General features: G+C 55.5%; 13 protein-coding genes. 11 read left to right on the top strand and 2 right to left on the bottom strand.

From position 1 onward, the window contains the following. Nucleotides 1–863: 863 nt before the first annotated feature. From ACQY7R_RS23615 to ACQY7R_RS23570, 10 genes are all read left to right on the top strand, one after another. Nucleotides 864–2165, top strand: a complete 1302-nt coding sequence (locus ACQY7R_RS23615) for a hypothetical protein (protein ID WP_428308007.1) — start codon at nt 864–866, stop codon at nt 2163–2165. Next, the gene (locus ACQY7R_RS23610; protein ID WP_428308006.1) at nt 2162–2794 is read left to right on the top strand and encodes a hypothetical protein; all 633 of its coding nucleotides are present in this window, start codon (nt 2162–2164) and stop codon (nt 2792–2794) included. Before ACQY7R_RS23615 ends, ACQY7R_RS23610 begins: the two co-directional genes overlap by 4 nt. A 179-nt stretch (nt 2795–2973) precedes the next feature. Next, nucleotides 2974–4125, top strand: coding sequence for a hypothetical protein (locus tag ACQY7R_RS23605; protein WP_428308005.1), 1152 nt, complete (start codon nt 2974–2976; stop codon nt 4123–4125). Between the two features lie 52 nt (nt 4126–4177). Continuing rightward, nucleotides 4178–6694, top strand: coding sequence for a hypothetical protein (locus ACQY7R_RS23600; protein WP_428308004.1), 2517 nt, complete (start codon nt 4178–4180; stop codon nt 6692–6694). A gap of 20 nt (nt 6695–6714) precedes the next feature. Continuing rightward, nucleotides 6715–9600 (top strand): hypothetical protein, encoded by a 2886-nt coding sequence (locus ACQY7R_RS23595; RefSeq protein ID WP_428308003.1) that lies wholly within the window; start codon nt 6715–6717, stop codon nt 9598–9600. A gap of 142 nt (nt 9601–9742) precedes the next feature. Then, entirely contained in the window at nt 9743–10516 is a 774-nt protein-coding gene (locus ACQY7R_RS23590) for a DUF4339 domain-containing protein (protein ID WP_428308002.1), read from the top strand. Nucleotides 10517–10585: 69 nt separating this feature from the next. Beyond that, a complete protein-coding gene (locus tag ACQY7R_RS23585; protein ID WP_428308001.1) occupies nt 10586–11482 on the top strand; it encodes a MotA/TolQ/ExbB proton channel family protein in 897 nt (298 codons plus the stop codon). A gap of 5 nt (nt 11483–11487) precedes the next feature. Next, nucleotides 11488–12309 (top strand): hypothetical protein, encoded by an 822-nt coding sequence (locus tag ACQY7R_RS23580; RefSeq protein ID WP_428308000.1) that lies wholly within the window; start codon nt 11488–11490, stop codon nt 12307–12309. Next, entirely contained in the window at nt 12306–13214 is a 909-nt protein-coding gene (locus ACQY7R_RS23575; protein WP_428307999.1) for a hypothetical protein, read from the top strand. The genes ACQY7R_RS23580 and ACQY7R_RS23575 overlap by 4 nt, the downstream gene beginning before the upstream one ends. 173 nt (nt 13215–13387) lie before the next feature. Further along, complete coding sequence (locus ACQY7R_RS23570) at nt 13388–14872, top strand: prenyltransferase/squalene oxidase repeat-containing protein (protein ID WP_428307998.1); 1485 nt, start codon at nt 13388–13390, stop codon at nt 14870–14872. Between the two features lie 45 nt (nt 14873–14917). On the opposite strand, the gene ACQY7R_RS23565 is transcribed toward ACQY7R_RS23570, so the two are convergent. Then, nucleotides 14918–15304 (bottom strand): DUF6876 family protein, encoded by a 387-nt coding sequence (locus ACQY7R_RS23565; protein WP_428307997.1) that lies wholly within the window; start codon nt 15302–15304, stop codon nt 14918–14920. A gap of 595 nt (nt 15305–15899) precedes the next feature. On the opposite strand from ACQY7R_RS23565, the gene ACQY7R_RS23560 reads away from it, so the two are divergent. Beyond that, nucleotides 15900–16259, top strand: a complete 360-nt coding sequence (locus ACQY7R_RS23560; protein WP_428307996.1) for a hypothetical protein — start codon at nt 15900–15902, stop codon at nt 16257–16259. A gap of 330 nt (nt 16260–16589) precedes the next feature. Here the strand turns inward: ACQY7R_RS23560 and ACQY7R_RS23555 are convergent, their stop codons facing one another. Then, the gene (locus ACQY7R_RS23555) at nt 16590–16862 is read right to left on the bottom strand and encodes a hypothetical protein (protein WP_428307995.1); all 273 of its coding nucleotides are present in this window, start codon (nt 16860–16862) and stop codon (nt 16590–16592) included. Nucleotides 16863–17587: the final 725 nt, after the last annotated feature.

Below are 17587 nucleotides of genomic sequence, written 5' to 3'. Positions count from 1 at the left end.
CTGATCGCTTCCCCCCAAACCATTTCTCTCTCCTTGGCATCTCTTCAACGACTGAAGACTCTTCTGCGATAGAATCCGCGGCGAAGCAGCAGGCCAATCGACTGAGGAGTGAAACTCCGAAAGAGCTCATTCCGGCCGCCCGATACGTTCTCAAGCGAATTGAGAAGGCGAGGATATGCCTTTCTGACGCGAGTTCGCGAAAGGCGTACTTGGAGTCGCTGGGCAAGTCGCGTGCTAAGACCACCGACAATGGCGCAGGGACTTCCAGTGCGACTCAGCTCGGCAAAGCTCGAAGTACAACTCCGCCGGCACGTCCTACTACGACCAGCCCTCCTTCAACGACCGCCTTGGAGTCTCAACCGAGTAGTTCAGATACGTTCTCAGCGCTCGAGCCCCTAACCAGCTCACATAACCTCGACTCGCTATTCGACGAACTTTCCGAAGAAGAAGTTTCTTCGGGCGTGGTTGGACTAATCGATAGGCCATACCGTTCCAAGAAGTCAAATAGCGGCCAAGCCGTTGTCTACGGAAGCGTAGCTGCTGTCAGCATGGCTGTTCTCGCCGTCATTGGCCTAGTTGCTCTCCTAACAGGCTCGGAATCGGCTGAAACCCCAGCGACCGCGCCAAGCCCAATCGTTGCAGAGACCTCGAAATCGCTAGTTGACCGTCCACCCCATGAAACGGCTTCCTCGCCCTCACCTACCAACCCAAAGACTGCAGCGGCAGGAAATCCAGGCAGCGGCGGGGCGTCCGAGACACGATCAACGGAATCGCCTTCGCCAACAACCGAATCGTCGAAGACTGGCGCTACGTTAGCGGACTCGCCATCTACCGCTTTGGCGCCAGTGGAAGATGCGTCTGACGTGCCCGATTCTCCCGTACCGCCCCCTTCGGCAGTCACCCCCGTAAGTACCGCACCAAAAGAGCGAGCTGCAGAGATTCCTCAAGCCGACAAACCTGACATTGCGATCGGCTCGCTCGAAGGGCTTGTGTCTGAAATCGCTCTCCCCCCCTTGCGGATAGATCAAAGTGCCGCAACGGCGGAAGAGTCTGCCGGCGTTACAGACCTTGGCTACTTGGATGAGGTAGCTGCAAAGAATCTTCGGATTGAAGTCGATGAGCCTCGTTCAAAGCAGTTCGAGTACACGCGATTCTATGTAGAGCGGTCTGATCCCGCCGTTGCCGCTTGGGAGATTAAATTAAAAGCTGAGCCCGAGAAAGCTGCGCCGGCGGATCCGGATACTGCGAAGAAACCAACGCCAGAAAAATCCCAATTCGATGGGGCGTTGGAAGGCTTCGATGAATCGATTGCTTCCCTGACGCTGGAAGATACGGCCCTGAAATTTCAGTGGCTCCAAACCAAGCGCGCGACATTAGTCGAACAGCTAAGAAACTGCGCTCTCGTAATGAGTTCCGGCAACCACTCGCATCGTATCCAGCTGCGACCACAACTACTCACTTACAAATTCGTATTCGACTTGTCGAAAAGCAATCATATCTTTGAGGTCGCCGACGAGTATCTTCCTCATGCGGCAGGCATCTGCTTCGAAGTCTCGAACATACAAATCCCCAGCCTCTCAATAGACCTTGATCCTGCGGATGGAAGAATTAAAGAAGGCGAAACACTGCGACTGAAGACTCGCGAGGACGGAATTCCTGTCGAATTTCAATTCACATTATCCGTCACGGCCTCCAAAGCGACTGTGCGATTCGTCCCTCGCCATCAACTCGGACGTCGCTGGTATCCATTCACCGGTGAGAGAGTGTACGGTTCGATTGGCGACCTTCAGAATGCTCTCGCTGACGGACGCGGCCGGTTGAGCGCAGCTCAAAGCGCGATAAGTTCGCTGCCTGGACAGATCTCTAGCATCGAATCTCGCATGCGTGCCGACAGTCCTGACTACGCGCAAGTGGCGTCACAGCGATCTTTGATGGTTAAGCAATTGAACGCGGCACGGGGCACCGCACGCCGCCTTTCAAAATCGCTGCCGGAGATTGAGGCTAAAATCCCGCAACTGACTTCCGTTGCCGCCCTAGGGAAGCAAGTCCACATGAAAGGGCGCCTCGAATTCCGCGCCTACATCCCACTTGAGTATGGGGAGCTAGTGCTTCTTAAAACGGGAACCGAAGAGCCGCCTGTCGAAAAAGAGAAGGGGAAAAAATGAAGTCTCCTCGCTTGCTCTGGCTATCTAGCAATGGCGCGTTACTAGTAGGCAAACAGATGTTCTACGTCTCAGCAGTGCTTATTGCTGGACTGCCAGGATGTAAAGAGAAGAGCAGCGATCCCGCGCACGAACCTAAGCAAGCATTCCCAGCAGGCCCCTTAGTTAACGAAGAGAGTTTGGACGCCCCCGCCCCGGTACCTGCGCCGGCTGCCGCTAAGCCTGAGCCCAACGACATGCCGGCAGAACCGGCAGCGCCCTATTCAACAGTCGCCGTTCCAAGCAAACGAGACTCGGAAACCGATAAGTCTGGTATCAGCCTCCCTGTAGAATCTGCGAAATCGGCAAGCTCGGGATTGCCCCGCAAGCGCACGACGCAAGAAGCACTTGCTGCTGCCAAAAAATCTCGGCTATCTGCCACAGAATATGCTCGGCAGGGTAAGCTGGAGCCTGCTTATAAGGCGGCAGTCGAAGGCTGGCAGATGGTGAGGACTCATCAGACTGATCCCAATTGCAAAGCACTAACCGCCAATCTTCTCGACGACATCAAGAAATACAGCGATCGGTTGGTGAAAGCCGCGGGAGGCGAGGCGGGAATGCCTAATGCCTCTAGGCCGATCAGATTCGAATAAGCTGGGACGTAGCTGCTATGCAGAGAGCGGGTGGACTCCAAAACGTGAGGATTGCGCTGCGTTCGCGGGTGACATGCCCCCATTGCTGGGCCGGATTCGGGCCGGAAGATGCGCTCTGGGTTGCCGAGCATCCGGACCTGCAGCATGATCCGCGACTCGATGCGGCCGGATTGCGATTCTTGCCGACTCGATTCGACGTCGACGGCAATGCGATTGATCCGATGGGGTCAGTCTGCAAGGAGCTAGCATGTCCGAAATGCCATCTCCGCGTACCGCGTCCGCTGTTCGAGATCCCGCCCCTTTTCCTTTCGATTGCCGGTACTCCCTCCTGCGGCAAAACTTACTTCTTGGCGTCGATGTGCTGGCGGCTGCGCAATACGTTGCCGCGTCACTTCTCGATGGCGTTCACCGACGCCGATCCGGTTTCGAATCTCCCGCTGCACGAATACGAGAATCAGCAGTTTTTTAATTCGAACCCCGACGAGATCGTCAAACTATTGAAGACCGATCCGAAGGCGGGCGATCTTTACGACATGGTGATGTACGGCGAGCAGCAGGTAACCTATCCGCGGCCGTTCTTATTTGCGATTCGTCCCAGCGAGAAACATCCGAACTATCGGGACGCTTCCCGAATCTCCCGCTTGCTCTGCCTGTACGACAATGCAGGCGAATCATTCGCTCCGGGCGCCGACACCTCATCGGCCCCAGTGACGCAGCATCTCGCGCAAGCTCAGGTACTTCTCTACTGCTTCGACCCGACGCAGGATCCCCGCCTACGCGCCGAATGCCGGGCTCGCACCAGCGACCCGCAAGTCGTCGCAGGGCTGGAAACGCGCCGACAAGAGGCCGTGCTGCACGAGATCGTCGACCGAGTCCGTCGACACGCGGGCCTGAACCAAAACCAGAAACACGCGCGCCCACTAGTCGTCGTCGTGACCAAGTACGACGTCTGGTGGCCCTTGCTCGGAGAAGAGCGGCTTCCAGATCCCTGGGTGAAATCTGCCAATCAAGATCTCTATGCTCTCGACATGGCGCTCATCAACTCGACCTCTAATCGAGTGCGAGAGATGCTGTGGCGGTTCTCGCCCGAGTTGGTTTCCGCCGCGGAGTCTTTCACCGATCACGTCCTTTACGTCCCCGTGAGCGCCACCGGCTGTGCGCCTGAATCGGTCGTCGAGAACGGCGTCACGACGCTCGTCGGCATTCGCCCGCGGGACATCAATCCAATGTGGACCGAAGTCCCGCTGCTGGTGGCGATGGCGCGTTGGGGCGGGGGAATGATTCCGTATCGAGACCAGCCGGCTGACAGCCCGGGCGCCGCGATCTCTTGAACAAACGCTAATGCGATCAGACGCTCACTCGTAACGTGGACCTCGTCGAAACGTGACTCAGGAACTCATCTACACTTCGGCACCGAAAGGGCTGCAGCTTGGCAGTCGCGGTTTCTGCACCGTCGCATGTACGGCAGGGATGGCGAAACCGCTCGCTGATCGTCTCGAGGCGCTGAGCGGTTATAAGCATCTTTATCCGCCCGGAGGAGAGTCGTCGCATCTCAACCCGGTGAACTATTCGTTCGTCACGTTCAAGCTGGGAGGCAAAACCTACTACGTCTTATCTCGCATTGCTGATGCAGGGTTGGACTACACTCAGCGGAGCAACAAGCTCGCCCACCATGTGGTGCTTGCGGGTTCGGAGTTACCGCCGGCGGGCCCGGCGTGGCTGATGCGCCAGCCAGGATTTTTCGTCACGAGTTGGGAGGGCGAGCCACGGCCAATTGAGCCCCGCCGCTTACCGCTAAGCCCCGACGTAGGGCCTCGTAAATGCGACGTGTGGCAAACCGTCTCCGGCGACGCCGGTTGGGGCGGCGTTCTGGCAGGGAACGATGAAGTTAGCGGTTCGATGGATGCGAACATTCTCTTCGCTCCGCCAGGCGAACGGCTGCTTGAGTTGGTGGACGAAGCCCAAGCACTGCTGCCGTCATCGAAACGGTGGGGAGCGACGTTTAGCACCTACTATTCAAAGCTGCCGCCGGGCGTCGAGTGTCATTGGCGATTTCTCTCGGGAGAGTCGGCTGAAGCGGTGGCGGCACGACGCAGCCATGATACTTTGCTGATCGATCTTTTCGCTAAGACCGGCGTTCGCAGTGAGACCGCCTGCGTTCTTGCTGCGAGAACGGGTGCTTTTCCACCCCTAAAGCCTACGTTGAAAGCGACAATTCCCGAGCAGAACATCCTTAAAACAATCGCTCCTCTAACTGTCCCACTCGGCAACGGTAATGGCAAAGAGATTTCACCGCCTCATGATTCAGGCGCGATCAGTTCGCCTCCTAGCCTTCCGCCTGCTGTGGCGATTTCCGTCCCCTCGGACAATTATCTCTTAACGAAGGCAACAAGGTCACAGCCATGGAAACTCGTTGCGATACTCGTGGGGATTCTGATATTCGCTTCTTCATTAATTGGCGTCGCGATTTTCACATTCGATGCCACTAGGCCATCGCACGGCCCATCAATTGCAGATTCTCCCAATTCGCATCCGGCAGCAGACTCACCGTCGACGATCGCACAGACGGCAACTGATCCTCAAGCAATTGGCTATCAAGAACCTACGAGCGATGCCGCCCCACTGGCCGAATCAACTAAAGCGTCACCGAACCCAACCATCCCGGCACCGGCCTCGCAGGGGAATATTGCTATAGCCAATCCATTGAATGGGGACAGTCCCGCAAAGGCTATTGATGGGTCGCCGCAGATGAATGAGGCAAACAAGGCTGCAACGGATTCAGCCAAATCAACCAATTTATTTGAATCAGTCCATAGATCAATCGTCGTACCGCAAGTGACATGGGCCCTGCGGCCTGATGAATGGCAGAAATCTGTATCACTAGGGACCATTGCTCACCCTCACTCTCCTCTAACCATCTCGCTACACACCGACAGTGAACGTCACATTTCGATTTCCTCAAAGAAGTCTCCTTGGCAAGTGACTGGCCCGAACGGGAAAGCGATAGCCGAAATAAGGGAGAACGATTCCAGTAAACACACTGAGTTGCGATTCACTTGGCTTGAGGAGGCTGTGCGCGCACCGAAAGACGTCGCCGCTGTGGAATGGTCATGCATTAATCTATCGGCCCCTAATCAAGTTAACGGCTCAGATCAATGCCATATATTCCTTCTACCCCAGACTTCAGGGAAGGCGATTACCGAAGAAGGCCTTTCATTTTCAAAGAACCTCATCGACATCAGCAGAACTCTAAACACGCCTCCTTCCCCCTCACTTATTGTTAGACATTCAATTGAACAAGAAGGATCTAAGACCGCGACCGCTACAAGTAAACCAGGAGAGGCTTACGAGTACAGGCTCGATACAACATACCCCCTAACGCTGAGCCTCCTACTCGAGGCGGATAATGAAGCAGCAAGCACTACTGGCATACGAGTCACCATACGACTCGCAGCGAATCCCGACGTGGGCGAGAAATGCAGTGCCTTAGAAGCGCTCAAATACGAGCAAACGGTAAAACTTAGGCGCATCCTAATCGAAGCGATTGAGAGCCACGCGTCGGCATTCGCCGCTAAAACAAACATTACGAAAGAAGACGCGATCGCCAACGGCTTACGCGACGCTTTCCCTCGCAAGAGCAACAAAGACTACACGAAGGCTCTTAACTCATTATCCATACAGGAACTCAAGGACTTTGAAATTGCTGGAAAGCAGGCTGCACAACAAGCAGACTACCCTCCGCTAGTTGGACAACTAAAGCTGATTTATGATCTAAAGAAGGCGATTGAACAACTACCTAAAAAGGTGAAGGTGAACCTACAGATCGTCCGGCAGACGAGAGCACCGGGAGGGGGTAGTGACTTAGCCGAAGTAGAAGTATTCCGGGCCGGCCAACTTTAGTAGCGTGGACATGACATTCAATGCAAGCCTACCAACAATACATCGACGACATCCTCGGCGCCGTTTACTCACCTGAAACGGCAGACCCCGATTTCCTTCGCGACTCTGCCGCGATGTACGCCGAAGCATGCGCGGAAGTTAACGACAGGCTCCGTCGCGTCGGGCGGCTGCTGCACCGCGGCCTTCGCAGCGAAGCGATCCAGATTGCGGAAGAAGAGCCCAATCTGCTTGATATGGTCGCGATGCTCGACTTCTCCGAGCTGCCGACTTGGCGGGAAATGCTCGTCCAGTGGGAGATGGCCGAGCCGCCGCAGTTACTGATTGATCTCGCTGCCGATCTCAACAAAGCTTACGCCGACCAACAACCGCTGGAATCGCTCCTCAAACAACACCGCACGCTCGCGCTGGCTCGCGCACCGCTGGCTTCGCGGATCTATACGCTCAGGCAAATTCGCGACGCCGACGCCGGCAATGAGATGTGGGGCGCCGACCTCTGCCTCATGGAACGCGCCCGCCTGAAGCAGATTGGCGCCGAAGTAGAAGGAGCGCATCGGAACCGCGATGTCGCTGGGCTGGCTCGCCTCACCGACGAATTACGTGCGAAAGGCTGGACGGTTGAACGCCCAAAGTCGCTGATCGACACGGTGGAAAAGTTCCGCTCGCAGGTCGCTGCCGCGGCGGCTCGACGGACTTTGGAGCAACTCGATTATGAACTGAATGACGCCTACATGGCGTTTGACGTCGCCGCGGCTCGCAAGCTGCGAGACCGCTGGCACGAGTCTGCTGGGATTGCCGCCCTGTCCGCGGAGGATGAATTATCGGTTCGCGCAGCGCCAGCCTTGAATTGGCTAGCCGAGCAAGACCGTCAAGACGCCGGCCAACGGCAGTTTCAGCTGGCGGTGGCACAGTTGCAGCAAGCCCTCGACAACGGCGCTGCGTCAACCGAACTGGAGCGACTCTTTCGCGCCGCGACGCTGTTCGGTGAACCACTTCCCGAGTTGCTCCAGCGCCGCGTCGAGCAGACCCTGGCCGCCGAAGGGATCAATCTTCGTCGCAAGCGACGGCTGGTCATCGGGTCGATTGCCGCGGTCCTCGCGCTGATAATTGGCGGCATTGGCTACTGGATGAATCAGCAGGCGTTCGCTCGAGAAGTTGCGGAATCGTCGTCGTCGTTGGCGACGCTCATCGATAAGGGCGCTCATACGCAGGCGCAAGAACTGCTCGCTGGTATTGCTTCGAATTCTCCTAATGTTGCTTTGAGCGGCGATGTGCAAGCGCAGAAACTTCGCCTTGACCAGGCAGTTGCCGCGGAACAGTCGCGAGTACGACAGTTTCAGGAACTCATTTCGAAGGCCGGAGATCCATCGACGGATGGTGCTGATCGCGGGGCTCTTCCCCAGCTGAAGAAGCTCGCCATGACGGAAGAAGAGAAGGTCGCCGTCTCGACTCTTGAGCATTCGTTCAACGAGGCTGATCGTGCGAAAGTGAGGGAGCATGACCAAAGACTCTCACTACGGCTCGTTGAATTGCAAGACCAGTTGGCGGCGCTCGATCGGAATGCGCGAGGCGATGAACAGCGGAAGCTCGCCGACCTAACCAAGCTGGGGCGAGAGATTTCTGCAACGAAAGAGCAATTCAAACAAGCAAGCGCTGCCATGCTGGCACAACTCGACCCACTGCAGGCGCGCATCAATACCGTATCCCAAGGAATTCTGGCGCGCCGACGGCAAGCTGAGTTTCGCATTCGCATTACGCAATCTGTTGGCGATGCAGACGCTTTCGTCGCCGCTCTGAATGGCTTTGCCGAAAGTTTTCCTAATTCATCGATTGCCGGAAACGTGGCGACGCTCGCAGGTGAAGCGTCTCTATGGAGAGGATTGCTCGATTGCAGTGAATTCGAGGAGAGCAACTTTGGGGCAGGACTTCCTCGCAGCGCGAAAGCTGCCCGCGCTGCGATCAAACGAGGTGAAGAACTGGCCGCAACTTACGGCGATCTCCCGTTCGTCGAACGATTCGAGTTACGAAAGCCCTACCTCGTGAGCGTCGCCGCCAGGGAGCCTGAGGCGGGTGACGCGGTCGTCACTGAACTCAATCGACTCGTGCGAGATCCGCTTATTGCCGGACTACAGATGATTACCGACAAGAACGGCAATCGTTACTATTGTCGAAAAGCTCCGGAGGAAAGCGACGGCACCTACAAGTTCGACTATCTTGCGGGATTCGACCTTAGTGAGCGACCAGGCGCTATTCGGAACGACTTAGTCGCCTTCAACGGTTCCGCACCGCAATCTGAGGTGGCTCGTGAAATCATCGCGGTCGTGGCCAACTTACCGACCCAATCATGGGAATCTGGCTTTCATAAGATCTTGAAATCGATCGACAATCGAAAGGACCTGGATCCCGTATTGAAATTAATCCTGCTACAGAAGCTGGTCGAGTCGGGGACAAGCGGAAGCGCCGTCCTCAGCGAGGGATTTCGAGAGTACCAGCGAGCGTTGGGTGAAGGAAACGTCGATCTGTCTGTTCCTTGGATGTCCCCTAAAGACGAGGGCGCCGCCAAAGAACGAACACGAGCGGAGACGCTGCTGGCGACGCTTCCGTCAATGGACGACGCCTTTACCGTCGCCGCGAGCCAGCTACAAACGCTAAAAGCGTCGCACGAGGAATGCTATTCATGGGTTGGATGGCTTACTCGCGTTGACGATGGCAATTGGCGAGTTGAAGTGCCATCTGGGCAGATTGCTGATGGCAAGCTAGTCGTTATTGCAAAACCGCCGGGCGTCAAGACTGCCGTTGTCGATGTCATTGGCGAAGCTAAAGCAGGCGAAGCACGAATCGCGAATGGCGCTAGCAGCCCCTTGGTCGAAGGTCGACCAGTATTCTTGCGTGACTCAAAGAGCAACTAGTCGACCTCACCTTCTACAAGTTTCCGTCAATTGGAGCCGTTTCTTGGATCAGCAATTCTTTGTACGGATTCGCGGGCGAGTGCAGGGCCCCTACGACGCCGAGAAGCTGCGATCTCTAGTTCGCCGAGGCCAGCTAAGTCGCATGCACGAAGTATCGAATGACAAAGTTGTCTGGCGGCAAGCGGCGGATTTCCCAGAACTATTCTCCACTCCGGAAGTTCGCAGGCCAAACCAGAGCAGTTCCACAGCTCCAGCGGCAGGTGCCCCTGCGGTCAGTGACAATGACGGCGATATTCCGCTGCAAGACGAAAGGGATTGGTATTACGCCAAGAACAACGTTCAGAATGGCCCTGTGACCTTCGAGCACCTGAAGACTCTGACTCAGGCGGGCGCGCTGCTGGGAGAGGATCTCGTCTGGAAAACGGGAATGGCCGAGTGGAAGCCCGCGTGGCAGATCCAGGGGCTCCAAACCGTTCCGCTGATGTCTAGCACGCCCAAGACGGGGCATCAAAGCGATAACAAGCTCGCTACGGAACTCGTGCGAACGCTATCGGACTCGAAGGCTTGGTCGAAGTTCGTCGCTTTTTGCATTAATACTCTCGGCGCGTTATCGATCGCACTTGGCTTGGCGACATTTTTGTTCGGCGTTCGCCAAGGGAGGGTTGAGGGAACTGCAGGCGGTTTGTTTATCACGCTTTGGGGCTCTCTCTACCTCACCACTGGCATACTCCTCACCAAGTACAATTCGAACATAGAGCGGTTCGTGACTCTTCAAACGTCTGAGTGCCTCGATGCTGCTCACAGAAACCTCAAGTCGCTGTGGATTTTCCTGAGCATCGTATTTCTTTTCTTTCTTCTCAACACTCTGGTCGCCGCCATCTGGGCGTTCTCAATTGGCTTGGTTGCGATGGACTAGCCGCTAGCGTGATCCCGTCGCTTTGACTCGGTTCCGTACAATAAAACAATATCCTTAGTGGATGAGTAATTGAATCACCAGCCAGCAACAGCCGAGCATACAACCACAGCGGCGGGCGACGACGCTGACGACGAGTTGCTGTCATGGTCTCGCTCAGACATTGAACAGCGGCTCGGCTTCCATGGCGCCCGCCATACCCGCGTCAACAATTTGGTAGCATTACTGGCTGGACTGTTGACAACAGCCGCCTTCTACGCCGTCCTGATCTACTTCAAGGACAGCTATCTTGCCGTGATGTTTCGCGATCGCGGGCCGACGCCTTACTTTATTGTGTTCCTATCGATGTGGTCCTTGGCGATTCTTTTTATTAAGTGGCGGAAGTTAGTTCTGCAGCGATCCACGCTATCGATATCAGTGCTACCGTCAGCCCATGACTTCATATTGTCGCCAACTACAGTCGATGAAGTGACGCGACGCTTGTACGAAGTGACCGATGACCCCAAGCACTTTATTCTCTTCAACCGGATTCAGATTGCGCTGTCGAACTTGAAGAACTTGGGGCGGGTGTCCGATGTCGACGAGATCCTTCGATCGCAAGCGGAAACGGACGAAGGTGCGATGGATACGAGCTACTCGTCACTCCGCGGTTTCATCTGGGCGATCCCCGTGTTGGGATTTATTGGAACAGTCCTCGGTCTTTCTGAAGCGATCGGCGCCTTCGGCGGCGTGCTCGGCTCGAGTTCCGATATGGACGCTGTTACTGCATCACTGAGACAAGTAACCGGCGGGCTTGCAACCGCTTTTGAGACGACCCTAGAAGCATTGGTCGCCGCTCTCGCGATTCAGCTGATGGCGACGTTCTTGCGCAAGTCTGAGGAAGAGTTTCTTGACGACGCTCGAGAATATTGCAATCGCAACATCGTGAATCGCTTGCGGATGACCCCGTTTGATCGAATCGCAGATTAGGAACTATGAAGCGTCGTCGAGCACACACTGAGGCGTTCTCCCTTTTCTCTTTCCAGGACATTATTACTTCCGTTACGGGAGTCATCATCTTAGTAACGCTTCTGCTAGCGGTGGAGTTGATTAAGCGTCCACCCATCCAGGCTGTCGAGTCCCAAGATGCCGCAAACCAAGAGTTGCAAACGCAGATAGCGGGGTTAGATGTTGAGCTTGAGTCGCTCAATCAGATGGTACAGGAGAACACTGCGTTTCTTCACGAATCGGCGTCACTATCATTGTCGGATCTGGAACAAACTAGAAACGAACTTGCGAGGCGAGTACAGGACGCTGAACACTCGGCGGAGACGACATCCAAGAGCTTGAAAGAATCGATTGCCCGAAGCGCCGCTGCGAAGTCGGAGATGAGCAAAATCGAGACGGCATCACTGTCACAGCTTCAAGCAGACAACGCGGCACTAGCGACTGAGATTGAGGCTATCAAAGCCTCGAATCACGTTGTGTACAACCAAGTGCATGGCTCTCGCAAAGTGGCTTGGATTGTAGATCTGCAATCGGCCCGAATACGCGTTCTAAAGCCGGGTGACGCTGGAGTTGAGCAGGATTTCAGCGAACCTAGTGAAGCAGAGAGGGTTCGCAGCTTCCTCGCGTGGGCCAGAACCATCAATCGTCAGGACAATTTTTTCGTACTACTCGTTCGCCCAGAGTCAATTGGCATTTACCAAGCAGTTTACGAGAAGACAAATGAACTAAAATACGACCTTGGATTTGATCTTCTCGGGTCTGACACGGAAGTCAAAGTAGTTTTCCCGTCGAGGAGAAGCTCTCCGTGAATCGCAACGACCCTGACTCTACAAGCCTTGAACTACTGCTCGACACAATCACAAACACCTTTGGGGGTGTTCTATTCCTAACGATGCTGGTTGTACTGCAACTCCGAACAAACAAAGTAGTTGAAGCAACTGTGGCCGGTAATAAGTCCACATCAAGTTCAACCGACGCTCTCCGTGAAGAACTTCACCGCAGAACGGATGAAGTAAACTTGCTGAAGCAAGTTGCTGGCGCGCAAGGACGTTCTATGGGACACCTCACATCCGGCGATGCCAAAAAGATCTTTCAACAGATATTGGAGCATCGCGCAACACTTCAAGAGCTTGCTAGCGATAGCTCTCGCAGCTTGGCCGCCATCGAGCGTGAAACAGGCAAGACGGAACACCTTAAGTCGCAGTTGGAAGATCAAAGAGCAAAGATCGCATTGGAGCAGCAACGTCGTGAAGAACTCAAGCGACAGATGGCTCGCGAGAGAGTGGTCCGAACTAGAACCGCCGAGTTGCCAACACTCAGGGCTACTGAGAAGCGCGAGTTTCCCGTTGTTGTGAGATTCGGGAAACTCTACACGCCCTATGACGTTGATCCGATTTCGTTAGAGCGAAGTCGGCACCTCGACGATTTCCTGCCACTCGGCGAGGAGAATGGAGCCGTACGACTTACACCGAATCCTCTTCAAGGCATTCCCCTTGATTCTTCAGAAAAGTCGGAGTCAATGCTCGAACGGTTATGGAATCAATTCCCGAAGGAGCATTTTTATGTATGTGGTGCTGTCTGGGATGATTCCTTTACTGAATTCTCCTCGCTCAAAAGCTCATTGGTAGCCCACGGAATTGAGTATCGTCTTATTCCGACGGCAGCGGGCGACGTGATTGAGGAAGGAAGCGCCAGTGGGGCATTTGTTCAGTAGCATTTCGTGCTTCCAGCTCGGAAAGACGTCTACTCTTCAGACCGCTATCCCAGGGAGTCCATTGAGCTCAATTGACGCCTGATTGGAACTCGCCCGAACGTCACCAACACTTTATGCCTACACCTCCTCCACTGCCGCCAAAACAACATAGCCGTGGAGGCGTGAGGGGCTGGATGTTTGCTGCAGGATTTATCCTGGCGTTCCTGGTGTTTATCTTGGCAATCGCACTACTTAATCTGAGCTCCGAGCGAATAGGCCGAGGAGATGATGAGTCTGGTGAGGGCACGACAAATGATTCGCAAGAAAGCGGAACTTCCAACTCAGAGGCTCTTGGGAGTAGCAGCAGCGGTAATAGCAACACGACACAAGATGCCGCGTCAGACGCATCACACCTTGCAGATACAAATCAGTCGCGAAAACAACTGGGCGATTCAAGTGAATTGATGCCATCAACGAACTCGGCAACTGTTACTGAGCCGGCGGCAGCAACCGATGAGGCGGCAACGACCAGAACAACTCGCAATTTCTTCACGCTTGATTCAAATCGTAGTCTGTCGCTATCCGAGGCCGCCGACGAACCCGCTACGGGAGTTCGCGCAGGCATTCAAGATTCACTTTCGGGTCGCCAGCGTGGGTCCAAGGGTGAGTTACTGAGAACAGGAGGCGGAACGTCCGCTACTGAAGGAGCTGTCAAACTCGGACTCGAGTGGCTCGCCAAAAATCAGCAAAGCAACGGTTTGTGGAGTTTGTCTGGGCCATACGATGATGGAGGCATGGAAGAAAATGTCGCTGCGGCGACTGCGATGGCACTCTTGGCATTCCAGGGCGCCGGCCACACACACAAGGGCGATCCCAAAGATCCCTATACTGCTGTTGTCGCACGTGGCTCAGCCGCGTTAGTCGAGCATATTCGTACTGAAGGCGAAAAATATCGCAATGCAGGTATACACGGCGGGTACACCCAGGCGCTCTGCACCATCGCACTCTGCGAGTTATACGGAATGACGCACGACGCGAAATTGCGTAAGCCGGTTCAGAATGCGGTCGACTACTGCATTGAAGCGCAATCCACTGAAGGAGGATGGAGATATATACCACGCCAAGATAGCGACACCTCGGTAACCGGATGGTTTGTTTTAGCTCTGCAAAGCGCACAAATGGCTGGATTGAAAGTACCAAACGAAACGCTTGCGAGAGTTGGAATATACTTAGATTCAGCAGGTAATGACGATGGCACTCGCTACGGATACCAACAAGGAACCGTTGCAACGCGAAGTATGACGGCTGAAGCACTGCTGTGCAGGCAGTATCTGGGTTGGAAGCAGGATGATCCGAGGCTTATCGATGGCGCTGACTATCTTTCAGATGAACTGCCGTCGTGGGATACTCCGAACGTCTACTATTGGTATTACGCAACACAGGTTCTTCATCACCTCGGCGGAAGACGCTGGAGTTTGTGGAATGAAGTCATGCGCGAGACGTTACCGTCGGAACAGATTACTGATGGTCCCGAGCGAGGTAGCTGGAGACCGCGCGGTGATATTCACGCCCACGCGGGCGGGCGACTATACGTGACGTGCATGTGCCTTTACATGCTGGAGGTCTACTATCGACACCTACCGATTTATCAAGCGAGCAGCGTAGGGGCATCAAATTAAAGAATCCTCTACTTCACTGCCCGAAGACTTGGAACGGCAAGCGTTTCAGTACTCGCTCGGCAGCATCAGCGTCCAATGCTCTCCATCGAACGCACAATAAAGGTCGATTTTCATCAGCGGGAAATCCGCGTACTCGATCCCCTGCCGGATGAACGGCTCCTCACCTGAGTCGGCAACCGCCGTGAGGTCGGCTGAACGATCGTCGCCGACCACGAGCTTCCAGAAGTGGATGTCGGCAATCCGCTTGTCGTGCTGAACTGCGGCTTCAAACTGCCGCGACGGCAGCCAGCTGGCTATCGCGTCGATCAGCCAAAACGCCCCGGTTCTCTCTGCCAAATACTTGATACCCGGCGTGTAGATCAACTTGCGGTAGAGGGGATGACGCCAGCGTTCAAGATCGCCCGTGAAGTTCTGGAGTTCTGCTCGCAACATAGCAGCGTCAGCATTCTCACGCGGCATCGATATTCCTCAAGGTGATGGGCTAGGGGATCAAGCAGAGGACTTCGAGGCTACCATGCTTGCCTCCCCTCTCTTCTAGCTCCAGAGGACTTGACGCGAATAGTTTGCACCTCTTGCGGCTAGGGCCCCCGCAGTTTGGCGTCGAACACGACGACGCTAGATGCGATGCAATGAGGATCGCCAGCCGGCATTGAGGGAGTGGCGTTCTGGAGACGACCTGCTTCCTCGGGCGTACTACGAGTAATCCGGCGTCGTCATCATGGGTACAAGCCATTGGATGAGGTAACCCTTCTTCGAGGCGTATTTAAAGGCTGGGGATTTCTGATCGAAACAATCGCCGACGATCTCTCTTAGGCGGATCAAACCAAACAGCACCCCAAGAACGCACGCCCACCAGACTCGGCGAGTAAATACGAAGTGGGAGTAGTCAATTCAACTTTCCAGAACCGGCTGGCCTTTCTCACGCGTCCATGCCGCCACCGTGAAGCTTCCTCGCTGCGTTGGCGACAGAACGACCGCAGAAAAACACAACTTCCCCCAACCTTCAACACCCCCTATGAGAAGAAACATGACGAAAAGCGTCCTAAGTGACATGCAACGAGAGACATTGTTGGCGAACGCCAGGAAGATGGAGCAGCAAGCCGCAGAGATGCGAGCAAGAGTTACTTGGTCCGACGAAAACAAGCACAGTAAGTCGGCCGCTGAAGTCATTGAAGTGCTCAGTGCCCCATCGACGGCGGAACTGTTCGCTGATCAGGTCCACGAACTGCTGCTCCAAACGCCGTTCAACGAGATGGAACGCTGCGTGTGGGCGTTCGTCAACGAACTCATCGCTCACCCCGATGAGCTCGATAACATTGACTCCGAGCACGTTTATTCCGTGGTTCGTCGTGCCATCCGTAGGGCCACGAAAGGCTGGGGAGATTAATACGGCAACGAGGTCTACGGGCACTGCGTCCTCGTATTCTTAGCTTCAGAAGGGGCCGTGCACCTTGGGGAAGTCTCCAGGGACACGGGAGCCCTACGCCCCGTTAGAATTGGAAAATTGGCGGCGGTCGCTTGCGACCAATTGCCCAAGCATCCTCTTCATTGCAGGCTCGCAAACATTAGGGCCGCTAGGGCCAGGGGACGGCTGGTCTCTACGGACACGATGGCCCGGCACCGCTGGGATTGAATGCTAAGCGGTAGGTCGCTTGCGACCAACGGGCCACCTCTTTCTTCATCTCTCTCCATTTGAAGTTATGCAAAGCCAGAGACGCTAGGGCCGTGGGGACCAATAGCCTGTCAATCGACCTGTGTGGCGGAGGAATAGGCCCCGCAGGCACTGTGCAGTTGCCGGTCCCTTGAATCGCAGCTCGACGTTTACCGAGTTCGCCACGAGAGCCTGCACCTCTTTTATCTCGTCGAGATTCTGCTCCCAATCTTTCAGCGTGCCGATTGGCATCCGGCCAGCGTTCGCGGCAATAACGACGACGCCAACTTCCCGACGACGATGGCGTCGGAGCAGCAGCCCGTAATCCCTTCTAGCCATCGAAAGTGGACTGATCGGCAGCCGTATCGCCCCTTTCCACGATCTGCTACACCATGATGATCGTTACGGAGTTGGCCCTGGGCTTCGATGTTCGCTGAGGCCGAGAACGTCGACGTCGATGCCAGCACACCGCATGATGGCGCAAAGGGGTATGATCTCCACGGAACGTCGTATGGCAACCGCCGCGGCAGCCCAGTGCTGAGAGTTACCTGCACGGCGCCCCTAAGGCCTACGCTCAGATGCGGAATCCAGGGATCGCTCGCGGAGAACAATCGCCCGAGCGACAACGCCGACGCGAATCTGGAGCCAGCCGTCGAGCCGGCGGAAGAAGTATGGAAGGGCGGGGGCCCGCCGAATCTTCCCCCAGCAAGCGTCATCTCCCTGATCACTGCCGAAGAAGGGACAGCCACCGTCATGAGGCGTCCGAACGACATGATGGACACGAGCTTCAGCGGCCAGCCAAACCAGGGGCTATGCCGCAAACTTGGGCGACACGACGGGCACGAGTGCAGCAGCCCCCACCAAGTGGGGAGCAATTCTCCACAACGCTGTTACCCCTTTTCTTTTCAACCTTAAAGGTAAAGAGGGGTCGTGTCCGTCGTGTCGTTGTGTCGGGATCAGCCGTCGAAGCCCTCTCGCCGAAAACTTAGCCTGTGTTTGGCCAGCGTCGCAGCGTCACGACGACACGGCGATTACGAGCCCAGTCAGTCCGAGAACTGCGTCCC

This window comes from Lacipirellula sp. (assembly GCF_965279485.1).
Lineage (GTDB): Bacteria > Planctomycetota > Planctomycetia > Pirellulales > Lacipirellulaceae > Lacipirellula.
The sequence above is the reverse complement of the archived record's forward strand: the minus strand, read 5'-3'. Positions and strand labels throughout refer to the sequence as shown.

Bases quoted from the DNA above. Each gene is read 5' to 3' on its own strand.
- ACQY7R_RS23565 (WP_428307997.1), bottom strand. From the start codon at position 15,304: ATGTTGCGAGCAGAACTCCAGAACTTCACGGGCGATCTTGAACGCTGG.
- ACQY7R_RS23555 (WP_428307995.1), bottom strand. From the start codon at position 16,862: ATGGCTAGAAGGGATTACGGGCTGCTGCTCCGACGCCATCGTCGTCGG.
- ACQY7R_RS23560 (WP_428307996.1), top strand. From the start codon at position 15,900: ATGACGAAAAGCGTCCTAAGTGACATGCAACGAGAGACATTGTTGGCG.
- ACQY7R_RS23590 (WP_428308002.1), top strand. From the start codon at position 9,743: ATGCACGAAGTATCGAATGACAAAGTTGTCTGGCGGCAAGCGGCGGAT.
- ACQY7R_RS23570 (WP_428307998.1), top strand. From the start codon at position 13,388: ATGTTTGCTGCAGGATTTATCCTGGCGTTCCTGGTGTTTATCTTGGCA.
- ACQY7R_RS23595 (WP_428308003.1), top strand. From the start codon at position 6,715: ATGCAAGCCTACCAACAATACATCGACGACATCCTCGGCGCCGTTTAC.
- ACQY7R_RS23610 (WP_428308006.1), top strand. From the start codon at position 2,162: ATGAAGTCTCCTCGCTTGCTCTGGCTATCTAGCAATGGCGCGTTACTA.
- ACQY7R_RS23580 (WP_428308000.1), top strand. From the start codon at position 11,488: ATGAAGCGTCGTCGAGCACACACTGAGGCGTTCTCCCTTTTCTCTTTC.